Annotated in this window: 24 protein-coding genes; 8 read left to right on the top strand and 16 right to left on the bottom strand. The window is 63.0% G+C overall.

Annotated elements, in window-relative coordinates; genetic code table 11:
* Nucleotides 1–114: 114 nt before the first annotated feature.
* Both KEC45_RS07955 and KEC45_RS07950 read left to right on the top strand, forming a co-directional pair.
* Nucleotides 115–804, top strand: coding sequence for a GcrA family cell cycle regulator (locus KEC45_RS07955; protein WP_062181006.1), 690 nt, complete (start codon nucleotides 115–117; stop codon nucleotides 802–804).
* 10 nt (nucleotides 805–814) lie between these two features.
* Nucleotides 815–1,219 carry a PaaI family thioesterase gene (locus KEC45_RS07950; protein ID WP_252171899.1) on the top strand — a complete coding sequence of 135 codons (405 nt, stop codon included), beginning with the start codon at nucleotides 815–817 and terminating at the stop codon, nucleotides 1,217–1,219.
* Between the two features lie 50 nt (nucleotides 1,220–1,269).
* On the opposite strand, the gene KEC45_RS07945 is transcribed toward KEC45_RS07950, so the two are convergent.
* Nucleotides 1,270–2,100 (bottom strand): outer membrane protein, encoded by an 831-nt coding sequence (locus KEC45_RS07945; protein WP_252171898.1) that lies wholly within the window; start codon nucleotides 2,098–2,100, stop codon nucleotides 1,270–1,272.
* A 171-nt stretch (nucleotides 2,101–2,271) separates the two neighbouring features.
* On the opposite strand from KEC45_RS07945, the gene parE reads away from it, so the two are divergent.
* The 4 genes from parE to KEC45_RS07925 all read left to right on the top strand — a co-directional run bounded on the left by parE (nucleotide 2,272) and on the right by KEC45_RS07925 (nucleotide 6,813).
* On the top strand, nucleotides 2,272–4,251 hold the full coding sequence (gene parE, locus KEC45_RS07940) for a DNA topoisomerase IV subunit B (protein WP_252171897.1): 1,980 nt from the start codon (nucleotides 2,272–2,274) through the stop codon (nucleotides 4,249–4,251).
* An 83-nt stretch (nucleotides 4,252–4,334) separates the two neighbouring features.
* Nucleotides 4,335–4,859: an RNA polymerase sigma factor gene (locus KEC45_RS07935; RefSeq protein WP_252171896.1), complete on the top strand. Its 525-nt coding sequence runs from the start codon at nucleotides 4,335–4,337 to the stop codon at nucleotides 4,857–4,859.
* Complete coding sequence (locus KEC45_RS07930; RefSeq protein ID WP_252171895.1) at nucleotides 4,856–5,446, top strand: hypothetical protein; 591 nt, start codon at nucleotides 4,856–4,858, stop codon at nucleotides 5,444–5,446. The genes KEC45_RS07935 and KEC45_RS07930 overlap by 4 nt, the downstream gene beginning before the upstream one ends.
* On the top strand, nucleotides 5,443–6,813 hold the full coding sequence (locus tag KEC45_RS07925; RefSeq protein ID WP_252171894.1) for a serine hydrolase: 1,371 nt from the start codon (nucleotides 5,443–5,445) through the stop codon (nucleotides 6,811–6,813). Before KEC45_RS07930 ends, KEC45_RS07925 begins: the two co-directional genes overlap by 4 nt.
* On the opposite strand, the gene KEC45_RS07920 is transcribed toward KEC45_RS07925, so the two are convergent.
* The 8 genes from KEC45_RS07920 to uvrC form a co-directional block, all read right to left on the bottom strand.
* Nucleotides 6,731–7,201, bottom strand: a complete 471-nt coding sequence (locus KEC45_RS07920) for a DUF417 family protein (RefSeq protein WP_252171893.1) — start codon at nucleotides 7,199–7,201, stop codon at nucleotides 6,731–6,733. The two genes, KEC45_RS07925 and KEC45_RS07920, sit on opposite strands and share 83 nt — an antisense overlap.
* A gap of 56 nt (nucleotides 7,202–7,257) precedes the next feature.
* Nucleotides 7,258–8,052, bottom strand: a complete 795-nt coding sequence (locus KEC45_RS07915; protein WP_252171892.1) for a LysR family transcriptional regulator — start codon at nucleotides 8,050–8,052, stop codon at nucleotides 7,258–7,260.
* Entirely contained in the window at nucleotides 8,049–8,450 is a 402-nt protein-coding gene (apaG, locus tag KEC45_RS07910) for a Co2+/Mg2+ efflux protein ApaG (RefSeq protein WP_252172028.1), read from the bottom strand. Before apaG ends, KEC45_RS07915 begins: the two co-directional genes overlap by 4 nt.
* Nucleotides 8,451–8,467: 17 nt before the next feature.
* The gene (locus KEC45_RS07905; protein ID WP_062181033.1) at nucleotides 8,468–9,676 is read right to left on the bottom strand and encodes a PLP-dependent aspartate aminotransferase family protein; all 1,209 of its coding nucleotides are present in this window, start codon (nucleotides 9,674–9,676) and stop codon (nucleotides 8,468–8,470) included.
* A gap of 4 nt (nucleotides 9,677–9,680) precedes the next feature.
* Nucleotides 9,681–10,682, bottom strand: a complete 1,002-nt coding sequence (leuB, locus tag KEC45_RS07900; protein ID WP_238586725.1) for a 3-isopropylmalate dehydrogenase — start codon at nucleotides 10,680–10,682, stop codon at nucleotides 9,681–9,683.
* Between the two features lie 93 nt (nucleotides 10,683–10,775).
* On the bottom strand, nucleotides 10,776–11,513 hold the full coding sequence (gene recO, locus KEC45_RS07895) for a DNA repair protein RecO (protein WP_252171891.1): 738 nt from the start codon (nucleotides 11,511–11,513) through the stop codon (nucleotides 10,776–10,778).
* Nucleotides 11,501–11,893, bottom strand: coding sequence for a PaaI family thioesterase (locus KEC45_RS07890; RefSeq protein WP_252171890.1), 393 nt, complete (start codon nucleotides 11,891–11,893; stop codon nucleotides 11,501–11,503). Before KEC45_RS07890 ends, recO begins: the two co-directional genes overlap by 13 nt.
* A gap of 11 nt (nucleotides 11,894–11,904) precedes the next feature.
* Entirely contained in the window at nucleotides 11,905–13,839 is a 1,935-nt protein-coding gene (uvrC, locus tag KEC45_RS07885; RefSeq protein ID WP_252171889.1) for an excinuclease ABC subunit UvrC, read from the bottom strand.
* Between the two features lie 68 nt (nucleotides 13,840–13,907).
* On the opposite strand from uvrC, the gene KEC45_RS07880 reads away from it, so the two are divergent.
* Together KEC45_RS07880 and KEC45_RS07875 are read left to right on the top strand one after the other, a co-directional pair.
* Nucleotides 13,908–14,627 (top strand): SDR family oxidoreductase, encoded by a 720-nt coding sequence (locus tag KEC45_RS07880; RefSeq protein WP_252171888.1) that lies wholly within the window; start codon nucleotides 13,908–13,910, stop codon nucleotides 14,625–14,627.
* A gap of 11 nt (nucleotides 14,628–14,638) precedes the next feature.
* The gene (locus tag KEC45_RS07875; RefSeq protein WP_252171887.1) at nucleotides 14,639–15,286 is read left to right on the top strand and encodes a glutathione S-transferase family protein; all 648 of its coding nucleotides are present in this window, start codon (nucleotides 14,639–14,641) and stop codon (nucleotides 15,284–15,286) included.
* A 62-nt stretch (nucleotides 15,287–15,348) separates the two neighbouring features.
* Here KEC45_RS07875 and KEC45_RS07870 read toward each other — a convergent pair whose 3' ends face one another.
* From KEC45_RS07870 to KEC45_RS07840, 7 genes are all read right to left on the bottom strand, one after another.
* Nucleotides 15,349–15,894 carry an ATP synthase subunit B gene (locus tag KEC45_RS07870; RefSeq protein WP_062181056.1) on the bottom strand — a complete coding sequence of 182 codons (546 nt, stop codon included), beginning with the start codon at nucleotides 15,892–15,894 and terminating at the stop codon, nucleotides 15,349–15,351.
* Nucleotides 15,887–16,384, bottom strand: coding sequence for an ATPase (locus KEC45_RS07865; protein ID WP_252171886.1), 498 nt, complete (start codon nucleotides 16,382–16,384; stop codon nucleotides 15,887–15,889). The genes KEC45_RS07870 and KEC45_RS07865 overlap by 8 nt, the downstream gene beginning before the upstream one ends.
* Before the next feature lie 71 nt (nucleotides 16,385–16,455).
* Nucleotides 16,456–16,686 (bottom strand): F0F1 ATP synthase subunit C, encoded by a 231-nt coding sequence (locus KEC45_RS07860; protein ID WP_037515205.1) that lies wholly within the window; start codon nucleotides 16,684–16,686, stop codon nucleotides 16,456–16,458.
* 42 nt (nucleotides 16,687–16,728) lie between these two features.
* Nucleotides 16,729–17,481 carry a F0F1 ATP synthase subunit A gene (locus KEC45_RS07855; protein ID WP_062181062.1) on the bottom strand — a complete coding sequence of 251 codons (753 nt, stop codon included), beginning with the start codon at nucleotides 17,479–17,481 and terminating at the stop codon, nucleotides 16,729–16,731.
* A gap of 50 nt (nucleotides 17,482–17,531) precedes the next feature.
* Entirely contained in the window at nucleotides 17,532–17,876 is a 345-nt protein-coding gene (locus KEC45_RS07850) for an AtpZ/AtpI family protein (protein WP_252171885.1), read from the bottom strand.
* Between the two features lie 235 nt (nucleotides 17,877–18,111).
* Nucleotides 18,112–18,513 (bottom strand): YdbL family protein, encoded by a 402-nt coding sequence (locus KEC45_RS07845; protein WP_252171884.1) that lies wholly within the window; start codon nucleotides 18,511–18,513, stop codon nucleotides 18,112–18,114.
* A gap of 14 nt (nucleotides 18,514–18,527) precedes the next feature.
* Nucleotides 18,528–18,686: a YnbE family lipoprotein gene (locus KEC45_RS07840; RefSeq protein WP_252171883.1), complete on the bottom strand. Its 159-nt coding sequence runs from the start codon at nucleotides 18,684–18,686 to the stop codon at nucleotides 18,528–18,530.
* Nucleotides 18,687–18,707 lie beyond the last annotated feature (21 nt).

The raw sequence follows: 18,707 nt of genomic DNA, 5'->3' as shown, positions 1-18,707 counted from the left end.
GCCTATCGCCTCCCCGATCTTACCGCAAGCTGGGCCGTCGAAACACCGTTCCGCAAGGACCGATTGAGAGACTGTATCGCTGCCTGCTGCGTGGAATGATGAGGAATATAAAGCATGTCATGGACTGACGAGCGCATCGAACAGCTGCGCAGCATGTGGGAAAAAGGTCTGACCGCCAGCCAGATCGCCGACGAACTTGGCGGGGTCAGCCGCAACGCAGTAATCGGCAAGGCGCATCGTCTTGGCCTGAAATCGCGTCCTTCACCCGTGAAGGCAACCGAAAAGGTCGCAAAGCCGGCGAAGCCCGCTGCACCCGCCGCACCGAAACCAGTAGCACCGGTTGCCGCATCACGCCCCGCTGCGCCTGTCGCGCCGCGCCCGGTCGCCGCGGCGCCGAGGCCCGAACCCAAACCGCCCGTCGAGGCAGCCGATGAGGATGGCGTTGAAGCCGCGCCGAAGCCCGATGCTCCGCGCATCGTTTCGATCGGCCCCGGCGGCTTCATCCGTCAGGGTCCCGGCGACCAGCAGGCGCCGATCCCGCCGGCGCCGCCGCGTCGGCTGGTGCCCGCTAAGCCGAGCCCGGAGATTGCCGACAAGACGAGCCTGCTCGATCTCAACGACCGTATCTGCCGCTGGCCGATGGGGCATCCGGGCGAGCCCGACTTCCATTTCTGCGGAGAGGCCGTGAACCCCGGCTTCCCCTATTGCGTCGAGCATTGCGGCCGCGCCTATCAGGCACAGCTCCCCCGCGGAACGCGCCGCCCGCCCCCGCCCCCGCCGTTCGGTGGTCCCCGAGTTCGTTAAGACGCGTCCGGTGAGGCCTTTCGGGCAGGATTTCGAATTCGCCCGCGCGCTCGGCCTGCAAATGGTCGAGCGCGGCGACGGGCGCTGTTCGATGGCGATCGATATCGAACCTGCGCGTCATTTCAGCCCGCAGGGCGCTGCGCATGGCGGCGTCGCCTATTCGCTCGCCGATACCGCGATGGGCGGCGCGCTGACCAGCGTGCTTGCCGACGATCAGTGGTGTGCGACGCTTGAAATCAAGTTCAACTATCATGTCCGCGTCGGCGAAGGCCGGCTGACCTGCGAGGCCGAAGTGCTCCACCGCGGCAAGCGAGTCGCGAACATCGACGCGCGCCTCTATCAGGACGGCCGCCTCGTCAGCAGCGCGAACGGCAATTTCGCGATTTTCGCCGCGCCGCATGCGCGCCAGGCATAGGTAAGGCGCCGGATCATGGACCCGGCGCCTCCCTTTCCGCTCCCAAGAGGTCAGAAGCGGTAACTCAACGTCCCGCGCACGCTGTGCGTCCGGAAATTTGGGTCGCTACGGCGGATATCTGTCCCGCCGCCGTTCAGTAGGAACGGGTTGGTCGCCGGGGCTGTCCCCGCACCGACGTTCACGACATAATCCTTATCCTTCACATCGGTGTACAGATATTCGAGGCCCAGCCCGATATTGTTCGTGACCATCACCTCGGCGCCGCCGCCGACGGCATAGCCCCATGCGTTGGTTTTACCGTTATCAGCAAAGCTGTTTACAGTGTTCGACGTCGCAAACTTGTTGTCGAGCCGTGCATAGGCGCCGCCGCCCGTCACATAGAAGAGCGCGCCGCCGCCCGGGGTGTAACCGGCACGCAGGCGCGCATTCGCCTGATAATCGGCCTCGCGGCTCATCGTGTAGCTGGCAGGGGTGGTCGAAAAGCCGCTGACGCTGTCGCGTGCAACGCTGTGACCGCCCTCGACGACTGCGCCGAGCACGAAATTGCCCATGCGGCGATCATAGCCGAGGCGCCCGAAGAATTCGGCGCCGTCCCTGTCGTTACGGCAGCCGCTGTTGGCCGTGCCCGTCGCGGCGCCGTTACAGAAGCCGGGTGCGAAAGCGTCGGTACCGCCCGCGGTGTTGACCGGATCGCCATAGGTACCGTCGCGGTTGGTGTCGAAGGTCAGGGTCTCACCACGGTCATTTCCCTGAAGCGACGCGCCGCCGCCGATCGAGATATAGGGACCGTTGAAATCCTGTGCTGGATCGCGGTCCTGTGCGAAGGCCGGAACGGCGAGCAAAGGCGCCGCCGAAACGGCTAGGAGAGCTGCGAATTTCATTGTTATTACTCCACTTTTTAGTGACCTTTAGGTCCCGACCCCAACCCGGGGGCGTCCGCCAAAGTTCCTTCATGTGGCCGAAATGCGATGAGCCGAGCCCGCACCGGGGTGCGGGACTTAGGCTGAAAACCCCGCTTGCCAGCGCCCTTCCCGGCCCCGTATAGCCACAGCATGAGTCACGATTTGTTCGACAGCAACCAGCCCGCGACCGACAGCTACAACGCCTCGCAGATCGAGGTGCTCGAAGGGCTCGAACCCGTCCGCCGCCGCCCCGGCATGTATATCGGCGGGACCGACGAGCGCGCGCTGCATCACCTTGCCGCCGAGGTGATCGACAACAGTATGGACGAAGCGGTCGCAGGACATGCGACGCGCATCGAAGTCACCCTCGACGTTGGAAACCGCCTTACCGTCGTCGACAATGGCCGCGGCATGCCCGTCGACCCGCACCCGAAATTTCCTGGTAAATCGGCACTCGAAGTCATCATGACCATGCTCCACTCGGGCGGTAAGTTCGAGGGGAAGGCCTATGCGACGTCGGGCGGCCTCCACGGCGTCGGGGTGAGCGTCGTCAACGCACTGTCGGTCGAGACCGAGATCGAGGTTGCGCGCAGCAAGCAGCTCTATCGCCAACGTTTTTCGCGCGGCACGCCGCTCGGCGGGCTTGAGGAGCTGGGCCCGACGCCGAACCGGCGCGGGACAAGCGTATCCTTCATTCCCGATCCCGAAATCTTCGGCGAGCATGGCCGTTTCAAGCCGCAGCGCCTCTATCGCATGGCGCGCTCGAAGGCATATCTGTTCGCAGGCGTTGAAATCCGCTGGAAATGCGCGCCCGAACTTATAGGCGACGACACGCCCGCCGAGGCGGTGTTCCAGTTTCCAGGCGGCCTTGCCGACCACCTCAAGGAACAGATCGGCACGCGCGAATGCGCCACCGCCGAGCCATTCGTAGGGCGTCAGGAATTTCCGGGCGAACAGGGCCGCGCCGAATGGGCGATCGCCTGGCCTTTGTGGTCCGACGGGTCGTATAGCTGGTATTGCAACACCATTCCGACACCCGCCGGCGGCACGCACGAAGCGGGCCTGCGCGCCGCGCTCACCAAGGGTTTGCGCGCATTCGGCGAGTTGATCGGTCAGAAGAAAGCGGCTCAGATCACCGCCGAGGATGTGTTCAACGGCGGTGAGATGATGCTGTCGGTATTCATCCGCGACCCGCAGTTCCAGAGCCAGACGAAGGACCGGCTTTCGAGCCCCGAGGCCGCGCGCTTCACCGAGAATGCCGTGCGCGATCATTTCGACCATTTCCTGTCGGACAACATGGACCGCGGCCGCGCGTTGCTCGGCCTTGTCCTCGACCGGATGGATGAGCGATTGAAGCGCAAGGCCGAACGCGAGGTCAAGCGCAAGACTGCAACGAGCGGGCGTAAGCTCCGCCTGCCCGGCAAGCTCACCGATTGTGCGAACGATGGCCCCGAAGGCACGGAATTGTTTATCGTCGAAGGCGACAGCGCGGGCGGCAGCGCCAAGCAAGCGCGCGACCGCAAAACGCAGGCGATCCTGCCGATCCGTGGCAAGATACTGAACGTCGCAAGCGCCAGCGCCGACAAGATTCGCGCCAATCAGGAAATCGCCGATCTCGGGCTCGCGCTCGGTTGCGGAATGCGCAAGGATTGCGACTCCGATCGCCTCCGTTACGAAAAGATCGTAATCATGACGGATGCCGACGTCGACGGTGCCCATATCGCGACGCTGCTGATGACCTTCTTTTTCCAGGAAATGCCCGACATCGTGCGAAACGGGCATGTCTATCTCGCGCAGCCGCCGCTCTATCGCCTGACGGCTGGGAGCGTGTCGGCCTATGCCCGCGACGACGCGCACCGTGCCGAACTTGAGGCGACGATGTTCAAGGGCAAGAAGGTCGAGGTCGGGCGCTTCAAGGGCTTGGGCGAAATGAACCCGGGCCAGCTCAAGGAAACCACCATGGACCCGACGACGCGCTCCATGCTCCGCGTCACGCTGCCGCAGGAATATGAAGAGCGGCATCAGGTCAAGGATTTGGTCGACCGGCTGATGGGGAAGCATCCCGAGCATCGCTTCCAGTTCATCCAGGCGAATGCCGCAAGCCTCGACGGGGCCGCAATCGACGCCTGAAGAAAAAGAATCCCCGCCCCTGTCAGAAAGTCTCGCGACGGCCGACTAAATAGCTAGACGAGGATAGGGACTGGAGATTTCGGGTGACCGAAGCCGAGCAGGATCAGCTATTTACCGACGCCATCGCGCGCTTCGGCGGCGCGATTGCCCGCATGGCGCGCGGCTATGAAGCCGATGCCGAGCTTCGCCGCGATCTCGAACAGGATATCCAGGTCGCGCTCTGGCAAAGCTTCGCTCGCTTCGACGGTCGTTGCTCGCTGAGCACCTGGGTCTGGCGCGTCGCGCATAACCGCGCGACGTCGCACGTCATCACGCGGCGCCGCCACAGCCGTCAGCGCTGGACTCATCTTGAAGATATCGACTTGCCGTCTGACGACCCGACCCCGTTCGAGCGGGCGACGAGCGAACAGGCAATGGCGCAAATCCTGTCGATCATCGACCGGCTCGATCCGCCCGACCGGCAGATATTGCTGCTCTATCTTGAAGGCATCGCCGCGGCTGAGATCGGCGAAATCACAGGGGTCTCTTCCGATTCCGTCGCGACGAAAATCTATCGGTTCAAGGCGATGTTGACGCACCGCTATGCGCAGCCCGGAGATATATCATGACCCGCCTTGATGACGACAGCCTGCATAGCCTGTGGCTGGATAGCGGCGCGGCAGTCGAGCCGCTGTCGCTCGCCGAAGTCAAATCGCGGGCCGCCATGCTCAGCCGCGCGATCGGCAGGCGCAATCGCCGCGAATATATCGCTACCGCCTTTGTTACTCTGATCTTCGGCCTCTATGCACTGGTCCTGCCCGGAATATTGCTCAAGGTGGGTAGCCTTCTTGTGATCGCCGGCGGGTTCATAATGGCTTGGCAACTTTCGTGCCGCACGTCGAAGCCCGATTCCGACGCGGAAGCGGCCAATGTGCGCATCCATTACCGGACCCGCCTCGCGACCGAGGAGCGGATGCTGGCGAGTGTCGGCCTTTGGTATATCGGACCCCTCGTCCCGGGCCTCGTCGTCTTCATGGCTGGACTCGCTGCGGCGAACGGTTTCGATAGCATCTTCGGTTTCGTCGGTTTTGCCGCGATCCCGGCACTGATCCTTCTTGGCATCTGGTTGCTCAACCGCCACGCGGCAGCCATGCTTCGCAAACAGATCGAACGGCTCGACGCGGCAACGGCAGGCGTTGAAGGAGAGAGGGAATGATCCGTTTTCTGCCAATAGCGATGACCGCAGCGTCCATCTCGCTGGGCACGCCATCCCCGGCGGTCGCAATACAGCCTACCGAAACGACAACGCCGACCGCTCAGGCCGCGTTGGACAAACGCGCGGCGCAACTGGTCGACCTGTTTGCGGGCAGGATTGCCTATTCGGCCTATTTCGATCCGCACTTCCAAGCGGCGGTCCCCGAAGCACAGTTCGACGCCTTCAGCGCCGGACTCGTGGAGCAATATGGCGAACCGGTCGCGATCGACCGAGTAGCGCCGACGGGCGAGCGTTCGGGAACCGTCCTGTTGCGCTTCGAGCGGGGTGTTGCGACCGTTCTGCTCGATGTTGGCGTCGCGGCCGACGAACGCGTGACCGGACTTCGGGTGACGGGTGTGACGGTCGCGAACGACAGCTTCGACAAAGTGGCGGCCGAGATTGCAAAACTGCCCGGTCATGCTGGTTTTCTCGTCGCCGAACTCGATGGCACCGCCATTCGTCCCCTCGCCTTCGCCAACGCCGACCGGCAATTCGCGACGGGCTCGACCTTCAAACTCTATATTCTCGATGAGCTTGCGGCGCAGGTCGCGGCAGGCAAGCGCCGCTGGGCCGATGTCGTGCCGCTGTCGCATTTCAGCTTTTCTTCCGCGGGCACTGCGAACTGGCCCACGAATACGCCGGTAACGCTGCAAACCCTGGCCAACTGGATGATTTCGGTGAGCGACAATGGCGCGACCGACACGCTGATCCACCTGCTCGGCCGCGAGCCGATCGAGGCGCGGATGAAGAGCGCCGGGCACAGCGACCCGTCACGCAACATCCCATTGCTCACGACGGTCGAGGGGTTCGCGCTCAAGGGAAATAATTTCAATGATTTGCGCACAGATTTTATCAAAGGCAATGACGCGGCGCAGCGCAAGCTGATCGAGGATAATCGCGAAAAGCTGACGCTCGCCAACGTCGACGGGGTCAGTTTCACGGCGGGGCCGCGCTACATCGAAAGCCTCGAATGGTTCGCAAGCCCGAACGACATAGCGCGGCTGATGATCGATTTGCGCGCGCGCCAGTCGAAGACCTTGCTCGAGGCGATGGCGATAAACAATGGCGTCGGCCCCGTCGCCGCAGCCGACTGGAAATATCTCGGCTACAAGGGCGGGTCGGAAAATGGCGTGCTGTCGATGAGCCTGCTCGGGCAACGCAAGAGCGACGGCGGATGGCTCGTCGTGACCGCCAGTTGGAACAATCCCGACGCCAATGTCGAGACTGCGCCGTTCGTCGGACTGGTCACGCGCCTCCTCGCGCTCGCAGCGCATGACCGGCATGCAGCGCCAGCGCCAGACATCCCGCCAGCAGCACCGCGTCCTTGAACAGAAATTGTGCGGTCGAACCCATGAAGGGAAAGCCGTAGCCTTCCTGCCATAGCGGCACGCCGAAGCTGAAGCTGAGCGTAATCACGAAGGTAGCCATGCCCATCAGGCCGCCGATCAGCCCTGCACGATGCGACCATGCCCCGAGTGCGATCAGCACGCCGGTCGCCAGTTCTATCGTCCCGATGACATTGCTGGTCCCCTGCACGCCAATCAGCGGGTACATCCACGAAAAGAGCGGATAATGCATCGCGATGCCCGCCACACCTTGGGCTTCATAGGCCGCAAATTTCGCCACGCCAAAAAGGGCGAAAATGAACAGCAGCGACCAGCGGAGCGCGCCGATCGCAAATGTCTGAGGCGGCAGTTTGTCCAGAATTTTAAGCATGAATATCCCCGATTATGGTTTCGGGGTTATTCGGGCGTCGACGCGGCCCGGTTACATCAGGCGGCGGTTAACGCCGCAACCAGCGCTTTGACCTTCGCCTGCCGCCATTGCGGGGTCGGCGCGACGAGCCAATAGCCGCGCTTCACCGCGACGCTGTCGCCAACCTGCCGGACACGCCCCGAGGCGATATCGGCCTCCGCAAGCATCGCTGGCACATTCGCCTGGCCCAAACCATTTGCCGCGGCATCGATTGCGAGGCCCGCGTCGCCAAGGCGCAGTGCCGGTTCGCCATCGCTTGCCGGACAGCCGGGCCAGGCAATGCGCGTGTCGCTGTTGCTGCCGGGCCCTGCGACGGTGACCATCAGCGCGTCGGCGAGCGCGACGCCTTCATGCTCGCCCGCGCCGTCGGTCCAGAAGATCGCGAGGTCCAGGTTTGCCTCAGTGAAATCGATCCCAGTGTCGGCGGAGACGAGCGTAAAGCGCACATCAGGCGCCTGCTGGCTGTAGCGCGCGAGCCGCGGCGCGAGCCATTTGGCGGTGAGGTCGCGCGGTGCGGCGATCGTCAGCGACTGCGACGACTGGCCGGCCTGCATCGCGCGCACCGATTCTTCGAACTGCAGGAAACCCTGCCGCAGCGCGTCGAGCCCCGCATCGGCTTCTCCGGTTAGTTCGAGCCCCTTGGGCGTACGGCGGAACAGCACGACGCCCAGCATATCCTCTAGCGCGCGGATCTGTTGACCGACCGCCGCAGGGGTGACCGCGAGTTCGTCGGCGGCACGCGTAAAGCTCAAATGCCGGGCAGCGGCATCGAAAACGCGCAACGCGTTCAGGGGCAGATGGGTACGCTTCATGACGCGGTCGCAGGCGCCACGAGCGGGAAATGCGGGATCGCGACGAGGATTTGCGATCCGTCACCGAGTTCCATCGCATAACTCCCAACCATCGAACCTTCGGGGGTCGGCAGCGGGCAGCCCGATACATAGTCATAGGCGCCGCCGGGAATGATTAGCGGCTGTTCACCGACAACCCCCTCGCCTTCGACTTCGCTGACCTGGCCGCGCCCGTCGCTGATCCGCCAGTGACGGCTGATCAACTGCACCGCATCCTCGCCGTGATTTTCGACGCGGACATGATAGGCCCAGAACCAGCGACCGAGCGCCGGGTGCGACTGTTCGGGCAGATAGCTGACCGCAACGCGCACGGTGATCGACCCGGTGGTCGCCGCAAAGGGGAAGAAGGAGTCGATCATCTCCATGCCAAATTCACCTAAAGCCCGACCCTGGTCAATGCCTGGTCCAGATCCGCGATCAGATCACGTGGATCTTCAAGGCCGATATTGATGCGCAGCATGCCCTCTACGACGCCCATATCGGCGCGCGCTTCGGCGCTGACGCCGTAATGAGTGGTCGATGCGGGATGGCAGCAGAGGCTGCGCGAATCGCCAATATTGTTCGAGATATCGACGAGTTCGAGCGCGTTGAGCAGCGCCATCGCCTGTTCACGCCCGCCATCGAGGATGAAGGAGAAGATCGGTCCGCATGCCTCCATCTGGCTCATCGCCAGATTGTGCTGCGGGTGGCTCGCGAGCCCCGGATGGAGCATGCGCGCCACGCGGCTCTCGATCGCCTTGCCGACCGCCAGCGAATTTTCCGACTGGCGGCGTGCACGGAGGTCTAGCGTTTCCAGTCCCTTGAGCACGACCCAAGCATTGAACGGCGACAGGTTAGGCCCCGTGTTGCGCTGAAACGGCAGTAGCACGTCATTGATGAACTTTTCGGTTCCGCAGACCGCCCCAGCGAGCACGCGCCCCTGCCCGTCCATCAGCTTTGTTGCGGAATAGGCGACCACATCGGCGCCGAAATCCATCGGGCGCTGGAGCACCGATGTTGCAAAGGCATTGTCGACAACGCTCGTGATGCCGTGCGCTTTCGCAAGCGCGCATACATGTTTCATGTCGACGATATCCATCGTCGGATTCGCCGGGGTTTCGAAGAAGAACACCTTCGTGTTCGGCTTGATCGCCTTTTCCCAGGCGTCGTTGTCGCGACCATCGACGACGGTCGTCTCGATCCCGAAGCGCGGACAGAGATGATCGACGAGCCAGCGGCACGAGCCGAAAGCCGCCTTGGCGGCGACGATATGGTCGCCCGCCGACAGTTGACAGAGCAAGGCCGTCGTCATCGCCGCCATGCCGGTTGCCTGTGCGCGACATGCCTCGGCGCCTTCCATAAGCGCGATCCGCTCCTCAAGCATCGCCACGGTCGGGTTTTGCAGACGAGAATAGGTCATGCCCTGTTCTTCGCCGGCAAAGCGCGCCGCCACTTCCTCGGCGCTGTCATAGGTATAGCCCGACGAGAGGAAGAGCGCTTCCGACGTCTCGCCATGCTCGCTGCGCCACGTGCCACCACGCACGGCCTGCGTTGCGGGGTGCCAGTTCCTCGTCTTGCTGCGATCGAGACCCGTATCTTTCTTCATCTTCTTATCCGTTCAAAGCCGAAACAACCGCATCGCCCAATGCCGTCGTCCCCATATTGCCCCCCAGATCGGCGCCGCGGCACCCGTCGGCGAGCACCGTCGCCACCGCAGCCTCAATCCGCGCCGCGCTCGTCTCGTCGCCACCGGAGTGCCGCAGCAGCATCGCGAGCGACAGGATCATCGCAAGCGGATTGGCAACGCCTTTACCCGCGATATCGGGCGCGCTGCCATGGATCGGTTCGTATAGTCCCTGCGTGCTTTCGCTCAGCGACGCCGAAGCGAGCAGCCCGATCGATCCGACGCACATCGATGCCTGATCGGACAGGATGTCGCCGAACAAATTGCCGGTAACGACCACGTCGAACTGGCCCGGATTGCGCACAAGCTGCATCGCGGCATTGTCGACATACATATGGCTGAGCGTCACGTCGGGATAGTCAGCAGCGACTTCGATCACGACATCGCGCCACAACTGCGAGGTTTCGAGGACATTGGCCTTGTCAACCGAGCATAGACGTTTCTGCCGCCCCTGTGCCGCTCGGAATGCGACATGCGCGATGCGGCGTACTTCGCTCTCGCTATATGACATGATGTCATAGCCTTCACGCTCGCCCGTCGCGGTCGTGCGCATTCCCTTTTCGCCGAAATAGACGTCGCCGTTGAGCTCGCGGACGATCAACAGGTCGATCGCCGCAGCGACCTCGGGACGTAGAGCCGAGCTGTCCTCCAGCCCGGCAAACAGCTTGGCGGGACGCAGATTGGCGAACAGGCCGAGTTCGCTACGCAAGCCGAGGATAGCCTGCTCAGGGCGCAAATGGCGCTCGACATTATCGAACCGCGGATCGCCGACCGCGCCGAACAGGATCGCGTCGGCGGCCTTCGCCTTCGCCAGCGTCTCGGGCGGCAGCGGATGACCGGTGGCTTCATATGCGGCGCCACCAACCAGCGCGCGGTCTAGCGTCACGGGAAGCGCCAGCGCGCCAATGACCTTTTCGGCCTCCGCCATGATCTCCGGACCGATACCATCGCCAGCCAGCAGCAGGATTTGCACTATGTCGCCCTTTCGTATCTCGCCAGCCGCTTAGACAGCGGCAGCGGATCACGCAACCGCCCTGCCCAACCGCGAGACCAATCTTTCCCTCACTGTGAGCAAGTCGCGGTTGCGTCCGTCGAGGACATCACGGTCGAGAAAGTGACCTGTGATAATCAGACCGGCGAGCACATCGTCCATCGGCGGACTGGCATCCTGCCCCCGCAGAAAGGGCGGCAGGCGGAACAGGCGCTCTTCATAACCCGCCGCCGCGCCCACGCTCACCGCCCCTCCGGACTTGGGGCTGACGAACGCCAGATCGGCGGATGTTCCCGTTACGACGCATTCCTCGAGATTCAGGCCAAAGCCGAGTTCAGCGAGCAGCAGCAGTTCGTAGCGTGCCAATGCGGCCGCCCATTGCCGCGCCGAAGAGGCCGCACCGATCGCGTCCAGTACGGCCGAAAGGGCCGAATAAAGTGCCGGATAAGGCTGACTTTCGGGCAGCGTCGATGCCGTCAGGCTTGTCGCCCAGTCGATCGCCGCCGCCGCCAGCGGCTCCGCTAGTAGGGGCGCGCGGCTTTCCAGTAGCTCGGCGGTCGCGCCGGCAAGCTGCTCTTCGGTCCGCGCACGCAATTCGAGTGCGACGAGATTGCCAGGGATCAGGATCGGCCGCAGTCGCGTCGAACGCCCACCGCGCACGTAGCCGGCGACCAGCCCCGCGTCATGCGTCAATGCGCGGACAATCGCGCCATGCTCGCCATGCGCGCGTACCGCGCAGACGATGGCATCGGCGGTCAGGCTGGCCAAAGCACCATCTGCGTCTGCGTCACCAGCGCGACCTCGGCGCCGTCTTCGGTGCGGATTCGCGTCTGCCACACCGACAACCGCTTGCCGATCTTCACGGGCGTCGCTTCGCCGACGAGCACATATCCAACCGGCCCAGCGCCGAGAAAGTTGGTCTTGCTCTCGATCGTCGTCGTGCCGTTCGCCCCTTCAGGCAACGTCAGAAACGCCCCGACGGCGCCGAGACAATCAGCAAAGGCCATGATCGCCCCGCCATGGACGATCCCGCCTGCCGTGCAGATTTCCGCACGCACGGGCAGCTTGCCGGCCACCCTGTCTTTGCTGCCTTCGTGGATCGTGACCCCGAGCGTCCCCGCAAGCGGCATAGCTGCTGCAAAATCCATTATCGTCCCCCTCATCGTCCCGAATGATAGAAATCATGCACCGCCTGCGCGACCGCGGCGCTGACGCCTGGGGCCTTCTGCAGATCCTCGAGGCTCGCGCCGCGCACCGCGCGCGCGGTGCCGAAATGCATCAGCAGCGCTTTCTTACGCGACGGGCCGATGCCCGGCACTTCGTCGAGCGGCGACGACCCCATCGCTTTCGCGCGCTTGGCCCGGTGCGCGCCGATCGCAAAGCGATGTGCCTCGTCGCGGAGCCGCTGGATATAGAAAAGCACGGCATTGTTCGGCGGCAGCGTGAATTCGCGCCCATCGGGATGATAGAAAGTCTCGCGCCCGGCATTCCGATCGGGCCCCTTGGCCACCCCGACATAGGTCAGGTCGTCGATGCCGAGTTCGGCGAGCACAGCCCCCGCCGCCGACACCTGTCCCTTGCCGCCGTCAATCAGCACGAGGTCGGGCCACTCGCCCTTCGTCCGTTCGGGATCTTCCTCGATCGCCCGCGCGAAGCGACGCTCGAATACCTCTCGCATCATCGCGAAATCGTCGCCGGGCTGTGTCTCGGCACGCTTGATGTTGAACTTGCGGTAGGCGCCCTTGATCCAGCCTTCGGGGCCGGCAACAACCATCGCACCGAGCGCATTTGTGCCTTGGATATGGCTGTTGTCATAGATTTCGATGCGCTGCGGCGGGTTTTCGAGGTCGAACAGATCGGCGAGTTCGCGCCCGAGTTTGGCCTGACTGCTGCTCTCGGCGAGCCGCCTGTCGAGTTCCTCGCCGGCATTGCGCACCGCCTGTTCGAGCAAACGCCGACGATTGCCCCGCTGCGGCACGCTGATCTCGACCTTGCGACTGCCGCTCTCGCCCAATGCCTCGGCCAGCAGCGCGCATTCGTCGGGCTCGCGGTCGACGAGGATGAGCTTCGGCGGCGGTACGCCTTCATAGAATTGCATCAGAAAGCTCGCCATCACCTCGCTTTCGGGCACGCCCGACACATGCGCGGGAAAGAAGCTGCGATGACCCCAATTCTGCCCGCCACGGATGAAAAAGCCTGCGATGCAGAGCTGCCCGCCCTTCGCCGCGAGCGCAAAGACGTCGGCGTCGCCCAGTCCGTCGGCATGGACCGACTGGCTGCCCTGGATGAAGGTCAGCGATTTAAGCCGGTCACGGATCACCGCCGCCTGCTCATAATCCATCGCGTCGGCGGCCTTGGTCATCGCGTCGCCCAGCCGCTTCTGCACCGCGGTCGAGCGCCCCTCAAGAAAGTCCTGCGCGTCATTCACCAGGCCGGCATAATCTTCCTTCGAGATGCGATCGACGCACGGCGCGCTGCAGCGTTTGATCTGATAGAGCAGGCACGGCCGCGAGCGGTTGGCGAAGAAGCTGTCGGTGCAACTGCGCAGTAGAAAAGTCTTCTGCAGCGCATTGAGCGTCTGACCCACCGAACCGGCGCTCGCGAACGGGCCGTAATAGCGTCCCTTGGCGCGTCGGGCGCCGCGATGCTTCTGCACCCGCGGGAAATCATGGTCTGTGCGCAGCAAGATGAAGGGAAAGCTTTTGTCGTCGCGCAGCAGCACATTGTACGGCGGGCGGTATCTTTTGATGAGCTGGGCTTCGAGCAGCAATGCCTCAGCCTCGCTCGTCGTCGTCACGATCTCCATCGCGCGCGTTTGCGACACCATCCGCTGCAGCCGCTGCGGCAGGCGCGCGACCTGCGTGTAGTTCGTTACCCGGTTCTTGAGCGCCCGAGCCTTGCCGACATAAAGCACGTCGCCGCGGGCATCGAGCATCCGATACACCCCGGGACGCGTCGGCAATTTGCGCACTACGCTGCGGATCGCCTCGGCGCCGCGCTCGAGGTCGGGTTGGTCGCCCTCGGCGTCGCCGCCGCGGATCACATAGGTCGCTTTTTCTTCGTTGAATCGGTCGGGAGCATTGGGGCGGGCCATGATTTTGCATGTAGGCGATGGCGATGCGACCCGCCATAGTGCGCGAGGTAAAACATAGGAGGGGTCTTATGGAACTTCGCGGAAAGCTCGCGCTCGTCACGGGCGGAAGCGACGGTATCGGTCGCGAAATCGCGCTTCAGCTTCAGGGGCTCGGCGCCGAGGTAATCGTCACGGGACGATCGGCCGGAAAGCTGCAGGCGATGGCGGCACTGGGCTTCAGCACGATTGCCGGCGACCTGTCGCAACAGTCCGGCATCGATGCGATCGTCGAGGGCGTTGCCGGCAAGCCGCTCGCGCTGCTCGTCAACAATGCGGGCGTCGGCAGCGACTATGAACTCGACGACATCCCGTCGCTCGCCAGCGCGGCACAATGTATCGACACGAACCTCTATGCCCCGATCGCAGTGATTACCCACCTGTTGCCACAGTTAAAGGCACAGGGCGATGCGATGATCGTCAACATCACCTCGGGCCTCGCGCTCGCGCCGCGCGCGGGTGGTCCAATCTATTGCGCGACGAAGGCGGCGCTCCGCAGCTATACGCAGGCGATCCGCTATCAGCTACGGGCCAGCAGCGTGAAGGTGATGGAAGCACTGCCGCCGCTCGTCGCGACAAATATGACCTCGGGACGCGGCGGCAAAATGATGACGGCATCGGACTGCGCGGCGGAGATCGTCCGTGGGATCAAGGCCAACAGCGCCGAGGTCGCGGTAGGCCAGACCAAGCTACTGCGGCTCGTTCATAGCATTTCCCCCGCGCTCGCGCGACGCATCATGATCCAATATTGAGGAAAGCCTCCATGATCACCCTGTACGGCGAAGGCCGAGGATTTCGCGTGGCCTGGCTACTCGAAGAGCTTGGGCTTCCTTATCACATGCGGCCGGTCGACCTTCTGCGCGGGCTCGAGAATGACAGCGAGTTCCTCGCGATCAATCCAGCGGGCTTCATTCCCGCAATCGTCGACGGCGAAACGATCATGGTCGAGTCGATCGCGATCATGGAATATCTGCTCGCACGCTATGGCCCGGGGCCGCTGGCGCCGGAACCCGATAATCCCGCCTTCGCTACCTATCTGCAGTTTCTCCATATGGGCGAGGCGGGGCTTGCCGGACCGGTCAATGCCATCGTCGCGACGATCATCCTCGCCCCTGAAAACGAACAGACGAACTGGACGACGGGCTGGGCGCTCGACACCTTCAAAAGCCGACTTGGCCTCGTGAGCCGCCAATTGGCGAAGACGCCCTATATCGCAGGCGATCGCTTCACTGCGGCCGACATTTCGGTGACCTATGCACTGCAATTTGCCCAGCGTACAATTGGCTTCGCTTTTGGCCCAGCGGAGCTGAACTACATCGCGCGGACCACGGCGCGCGAGGGATATCAACGTGCGATGGACAATTTTCCGGCCACCAAGGCGTGGGTCGCCGGGCTGGCCACAGCGAACTAGCCCCAAAGCAAAACGCCCGCGGAAATCCGCGGGCGCTCTGTTTTCCGATATGTCGAAAGGGTTCAGCCCTTGGCGACGCCGGCTATCGCCTGATCGACCAGCGCCTTGTCGGCCTTGGCGTCATGCTTGTCGGCGATGAGCTTCGCCGCCGCTTCGGTCGCAGCCTTGGCGGCCGCGGTGCGGACTTCGGCGAGTGCGCCAGCTTCGGCCGCTGCGATGCGATCCTCTGCCATCTGCTTGCGGCGCGCGATCAGCGCTGTCGCATCGGCCTTGGCCTTGGCGACGAGCGCTTCGGCTTCGGCGTCGGCGCGGGCGCGCATCTCATCGGCTTCCTTCGCAGCGTCGGCAAGCTTTGCCTCATATTCGGCCTTCAGCGATTCGGCGTCGAGCCGCAGCTGCTCAGCTTCGTTGAGTTGCTTCGAAATCTCGGCAATCTTGTTGTCGAGCATGCCCGCGACCATCGCCGGCACTTTCTTCCACAACAGGATCGCAATGAAGATCGCCATCGCGATCGACACCCAGACGGTTGCGTCGATGAAGCCGAACGACGCCGGCTCGACGTGCACTTCACCCGCCGCTTCGGACAGGATCGTCAGAACATTAGCCATGGAGTACCGCCTTCACCGCCGCCTTAGCATCCGCCGCAGCGACCTTCACGCCCGACAGCTTGGCGACGAGGTCGCCCGCTGCTTCGGCCGCGACCGATTCAATTTCCGCCATCGCCGACGAGCGTGCCGACGAGATATCGGCTTCTGCCGCCGACAGTTTGTCGGACAGTTCGGCGTCGATCTTTGCCAAACGCTTTTCTGCGTCCTTCGCGGCTTTGTCTTTGGCGTCGGTTACCGCCTTTTGCGCAGCGGCGCGGCTTGCGTCGCTCTGCTGGCGGTAGCTTTCTTCAAGATTGTCGGCGGCAGCATGTGCGGCTTTCGCCGCGGCCAGATCGTCGGCAACCTTGCGGTCGCGCGCGTCCACCGTCGCCTCGATCTTCGGCAGCATGCCGCGGCCGATGACGAAAAAGACGAAGCCGAAGGTCAGCAGCACCCAGAAAATCTGCGATGCGGCGTACCAGCTTTCAGCGAATTGGCTGATTTGAGGCATGGATTTACTCGACCGACAAAAGAAAAGCAGTCGCGGGGCCCGCCTTTAGCGAGCCGGCCCCGCAAACGGGATCAGGCTGCCTTCAGGTACAGCAGGATCGCGATAAGGAACGACAGCAGACCGAGAAGTTCGGCAGCCGCGAAGCCGATGAACAGGCGGCCCTGCTGGCCGTCGGCAGCCGCGGGATTGCGCAGCGCGCTTTCGAGGAAGCTACCGAACACGTTGCCCACACCGATGGCAGCCATACCGGCACCGATGGCGGCCAGACCGGCGCCGATGAGCGAAGCAGCTTGAACGTCCATTTTATACTCCTTGGGAAAAACGTAGATTATACAGTTGAAAAATCAGTGCAGATTGATCGCGTCGTTCAGATAGAGCGAAGTGAGCAGCGCGAACACATAGGCTTGGATACCGGCCACCAGCAGCTCAAGACCGCTGATCCCGACCATCAGCGCGAGGCTGGGAATACCCACACCGATACCGATCGCAGGGCTCGCCGCGAGGCCATCGATGATAAACGAGGCGAAGACCTTCATCAGCACGTGGCCGGCGGTCATCGCGACGAACAGTCGCAGCGCAAGGCTGAACGGACGGACGAGGAACGACACCAGTTCGATTACCGGGATCAACCACATCAGCCAAATCGGCGTGCCGTGCGGCACGAAAAGCGAGAAGAAATGCAGGCCGTGGCGCCAGAAGCCGACGATCAGGACGATCGCGAAGCTGAGGATCGCGAGAACACCGGTGATCGCAAAATGGCTCGTCACGGTAAAGGGATGCACGCCGAACAGGCCAAGCGGCATCAGCCCGAGCACGTTCAACATCAGGATGAACATGAAGAGCGAAAAGACATAAGGCGTATATTTGCGGCCTTCGGGGCCGATGTTGGCGTTCATCATGCCCGAGATGAAGCCGGTGAAGCCTTCGACGGCGACCTGCCAGCGACCGGGAACGAGCTGACGCTTCATCCCGCCGATCATGAAGACCCACAGCAGGAGGCCGGCGATCACCATCCAGAGCGCACTGGTGGTAAAGGCGACCTCATGATTGCCGACATGGAACATGTCGAACATCTTCTGCACCTCGAACTGGTGCATCGGGTCCACTTTGCCTTGATCCGCCACGCGATACCTCGCCTAAATTAACATCAGTCCGGCCCAGCTTCGTCGAGTTTGACGGGCCGAACGTTCGCAATCCGAAATATATTCCTGAAGGCGACTACTATTCCGAGGAACAGCACCACCAACAGGCCCCAGGGAGCCGTGTCGGCGAAATGGTCGATTGTCCAACCGACCAGTGCGCCGCCACCGATTCCGCCCAACAGTTCGGCCAGAACGCGATTACCGAGCTTGTAATTGGCGTCGGTCTCCGGTCCGGCGTTCACTGCGGTCCGCTTCGCTTCTGCGGCTTCGGCCCGGTCCAATCGCTCTTCGAGCGAGACCAGGCGCGAATCCTCAGAGCCAAGTTCCGGATCGCTGCCATTCCCCGTCATTTCCTCGCCATCCTCCTGAAACAGAACGGGAAGCGCCCGATTCCGCCTACAAAAAAAGGCCCGAAAATTCGGGGTACCCCTAAGGCGCGGTCCGTTTAGGAACGACGCCCGATTAAGTCAATGCTTGTGCGCAGATGCACAAAAATGGGCGCGCAGCGATGCACAAAAATGCCGCCGCGTTTAGGGGCGCGGCGGCATCTGAGGACCCTGGGGCCCCGGTATGCTGGCTATTTTCTTACGGGCAGCGTGCGTCGCGTTCGGGCGGACTGCCATCGCGGGTTTTCCACGCGCCACTCGGCGTCTGATATTTTTCGCCGGGCTTGGTCTGCGCGATCAGGTTGCAGCCGCTGGTAAAGGCGAACTGTTCGACCGTGCTGCCGGTTGACTGCGCACTCGCGGTATAGGCCGCCTTGCGCTTGATATTGAGGTCCTGCACCAGCGCACGGATCGCCGGGGTCGGCGCCGTCGCAAAGCCCAGATAGCCGTCGGGTTGCTCGCCTACCTGACCAGCGGCGCGCGCGGCAGCATAAGCCGGATCGCGCTGCGCCATCGCCGACGGTACGGCAAAAGCGACCGCCGCTGTCGCCGCAACTGCGGCAAGGGCGAGTCCGGTCGGTTTCCACTTCGTCATACGCATCACATTCTTCCCCATCAGAATATCTCGCTATTCTGCTCGATGAGCTTCTTGGCATCGCCATCCAGCCTGTACACCACTTCCTGCCGGATGTTGATGTTCAGATTGATCTCGATCGGCTTGTCGGGCGTGTCGATCTGAACGCAGCCGGCAAGCGCCGTTGCACCCATGATCATCGCAACCGTCCGACCGTATAT

The sequence above is a fragment of the Sphingopyxis sp. USTB-05 genome (assembly GCF_023822045.1).
Lineage (GTDB): Bacteria > Pseudomonadota > Alphaproteobacteria > Sphingomonadales > Sphingomonadaceae > Sphingopyxis.
This window is presented reverse-complemented; position numbering and strand designations above follow the sequence as displayed.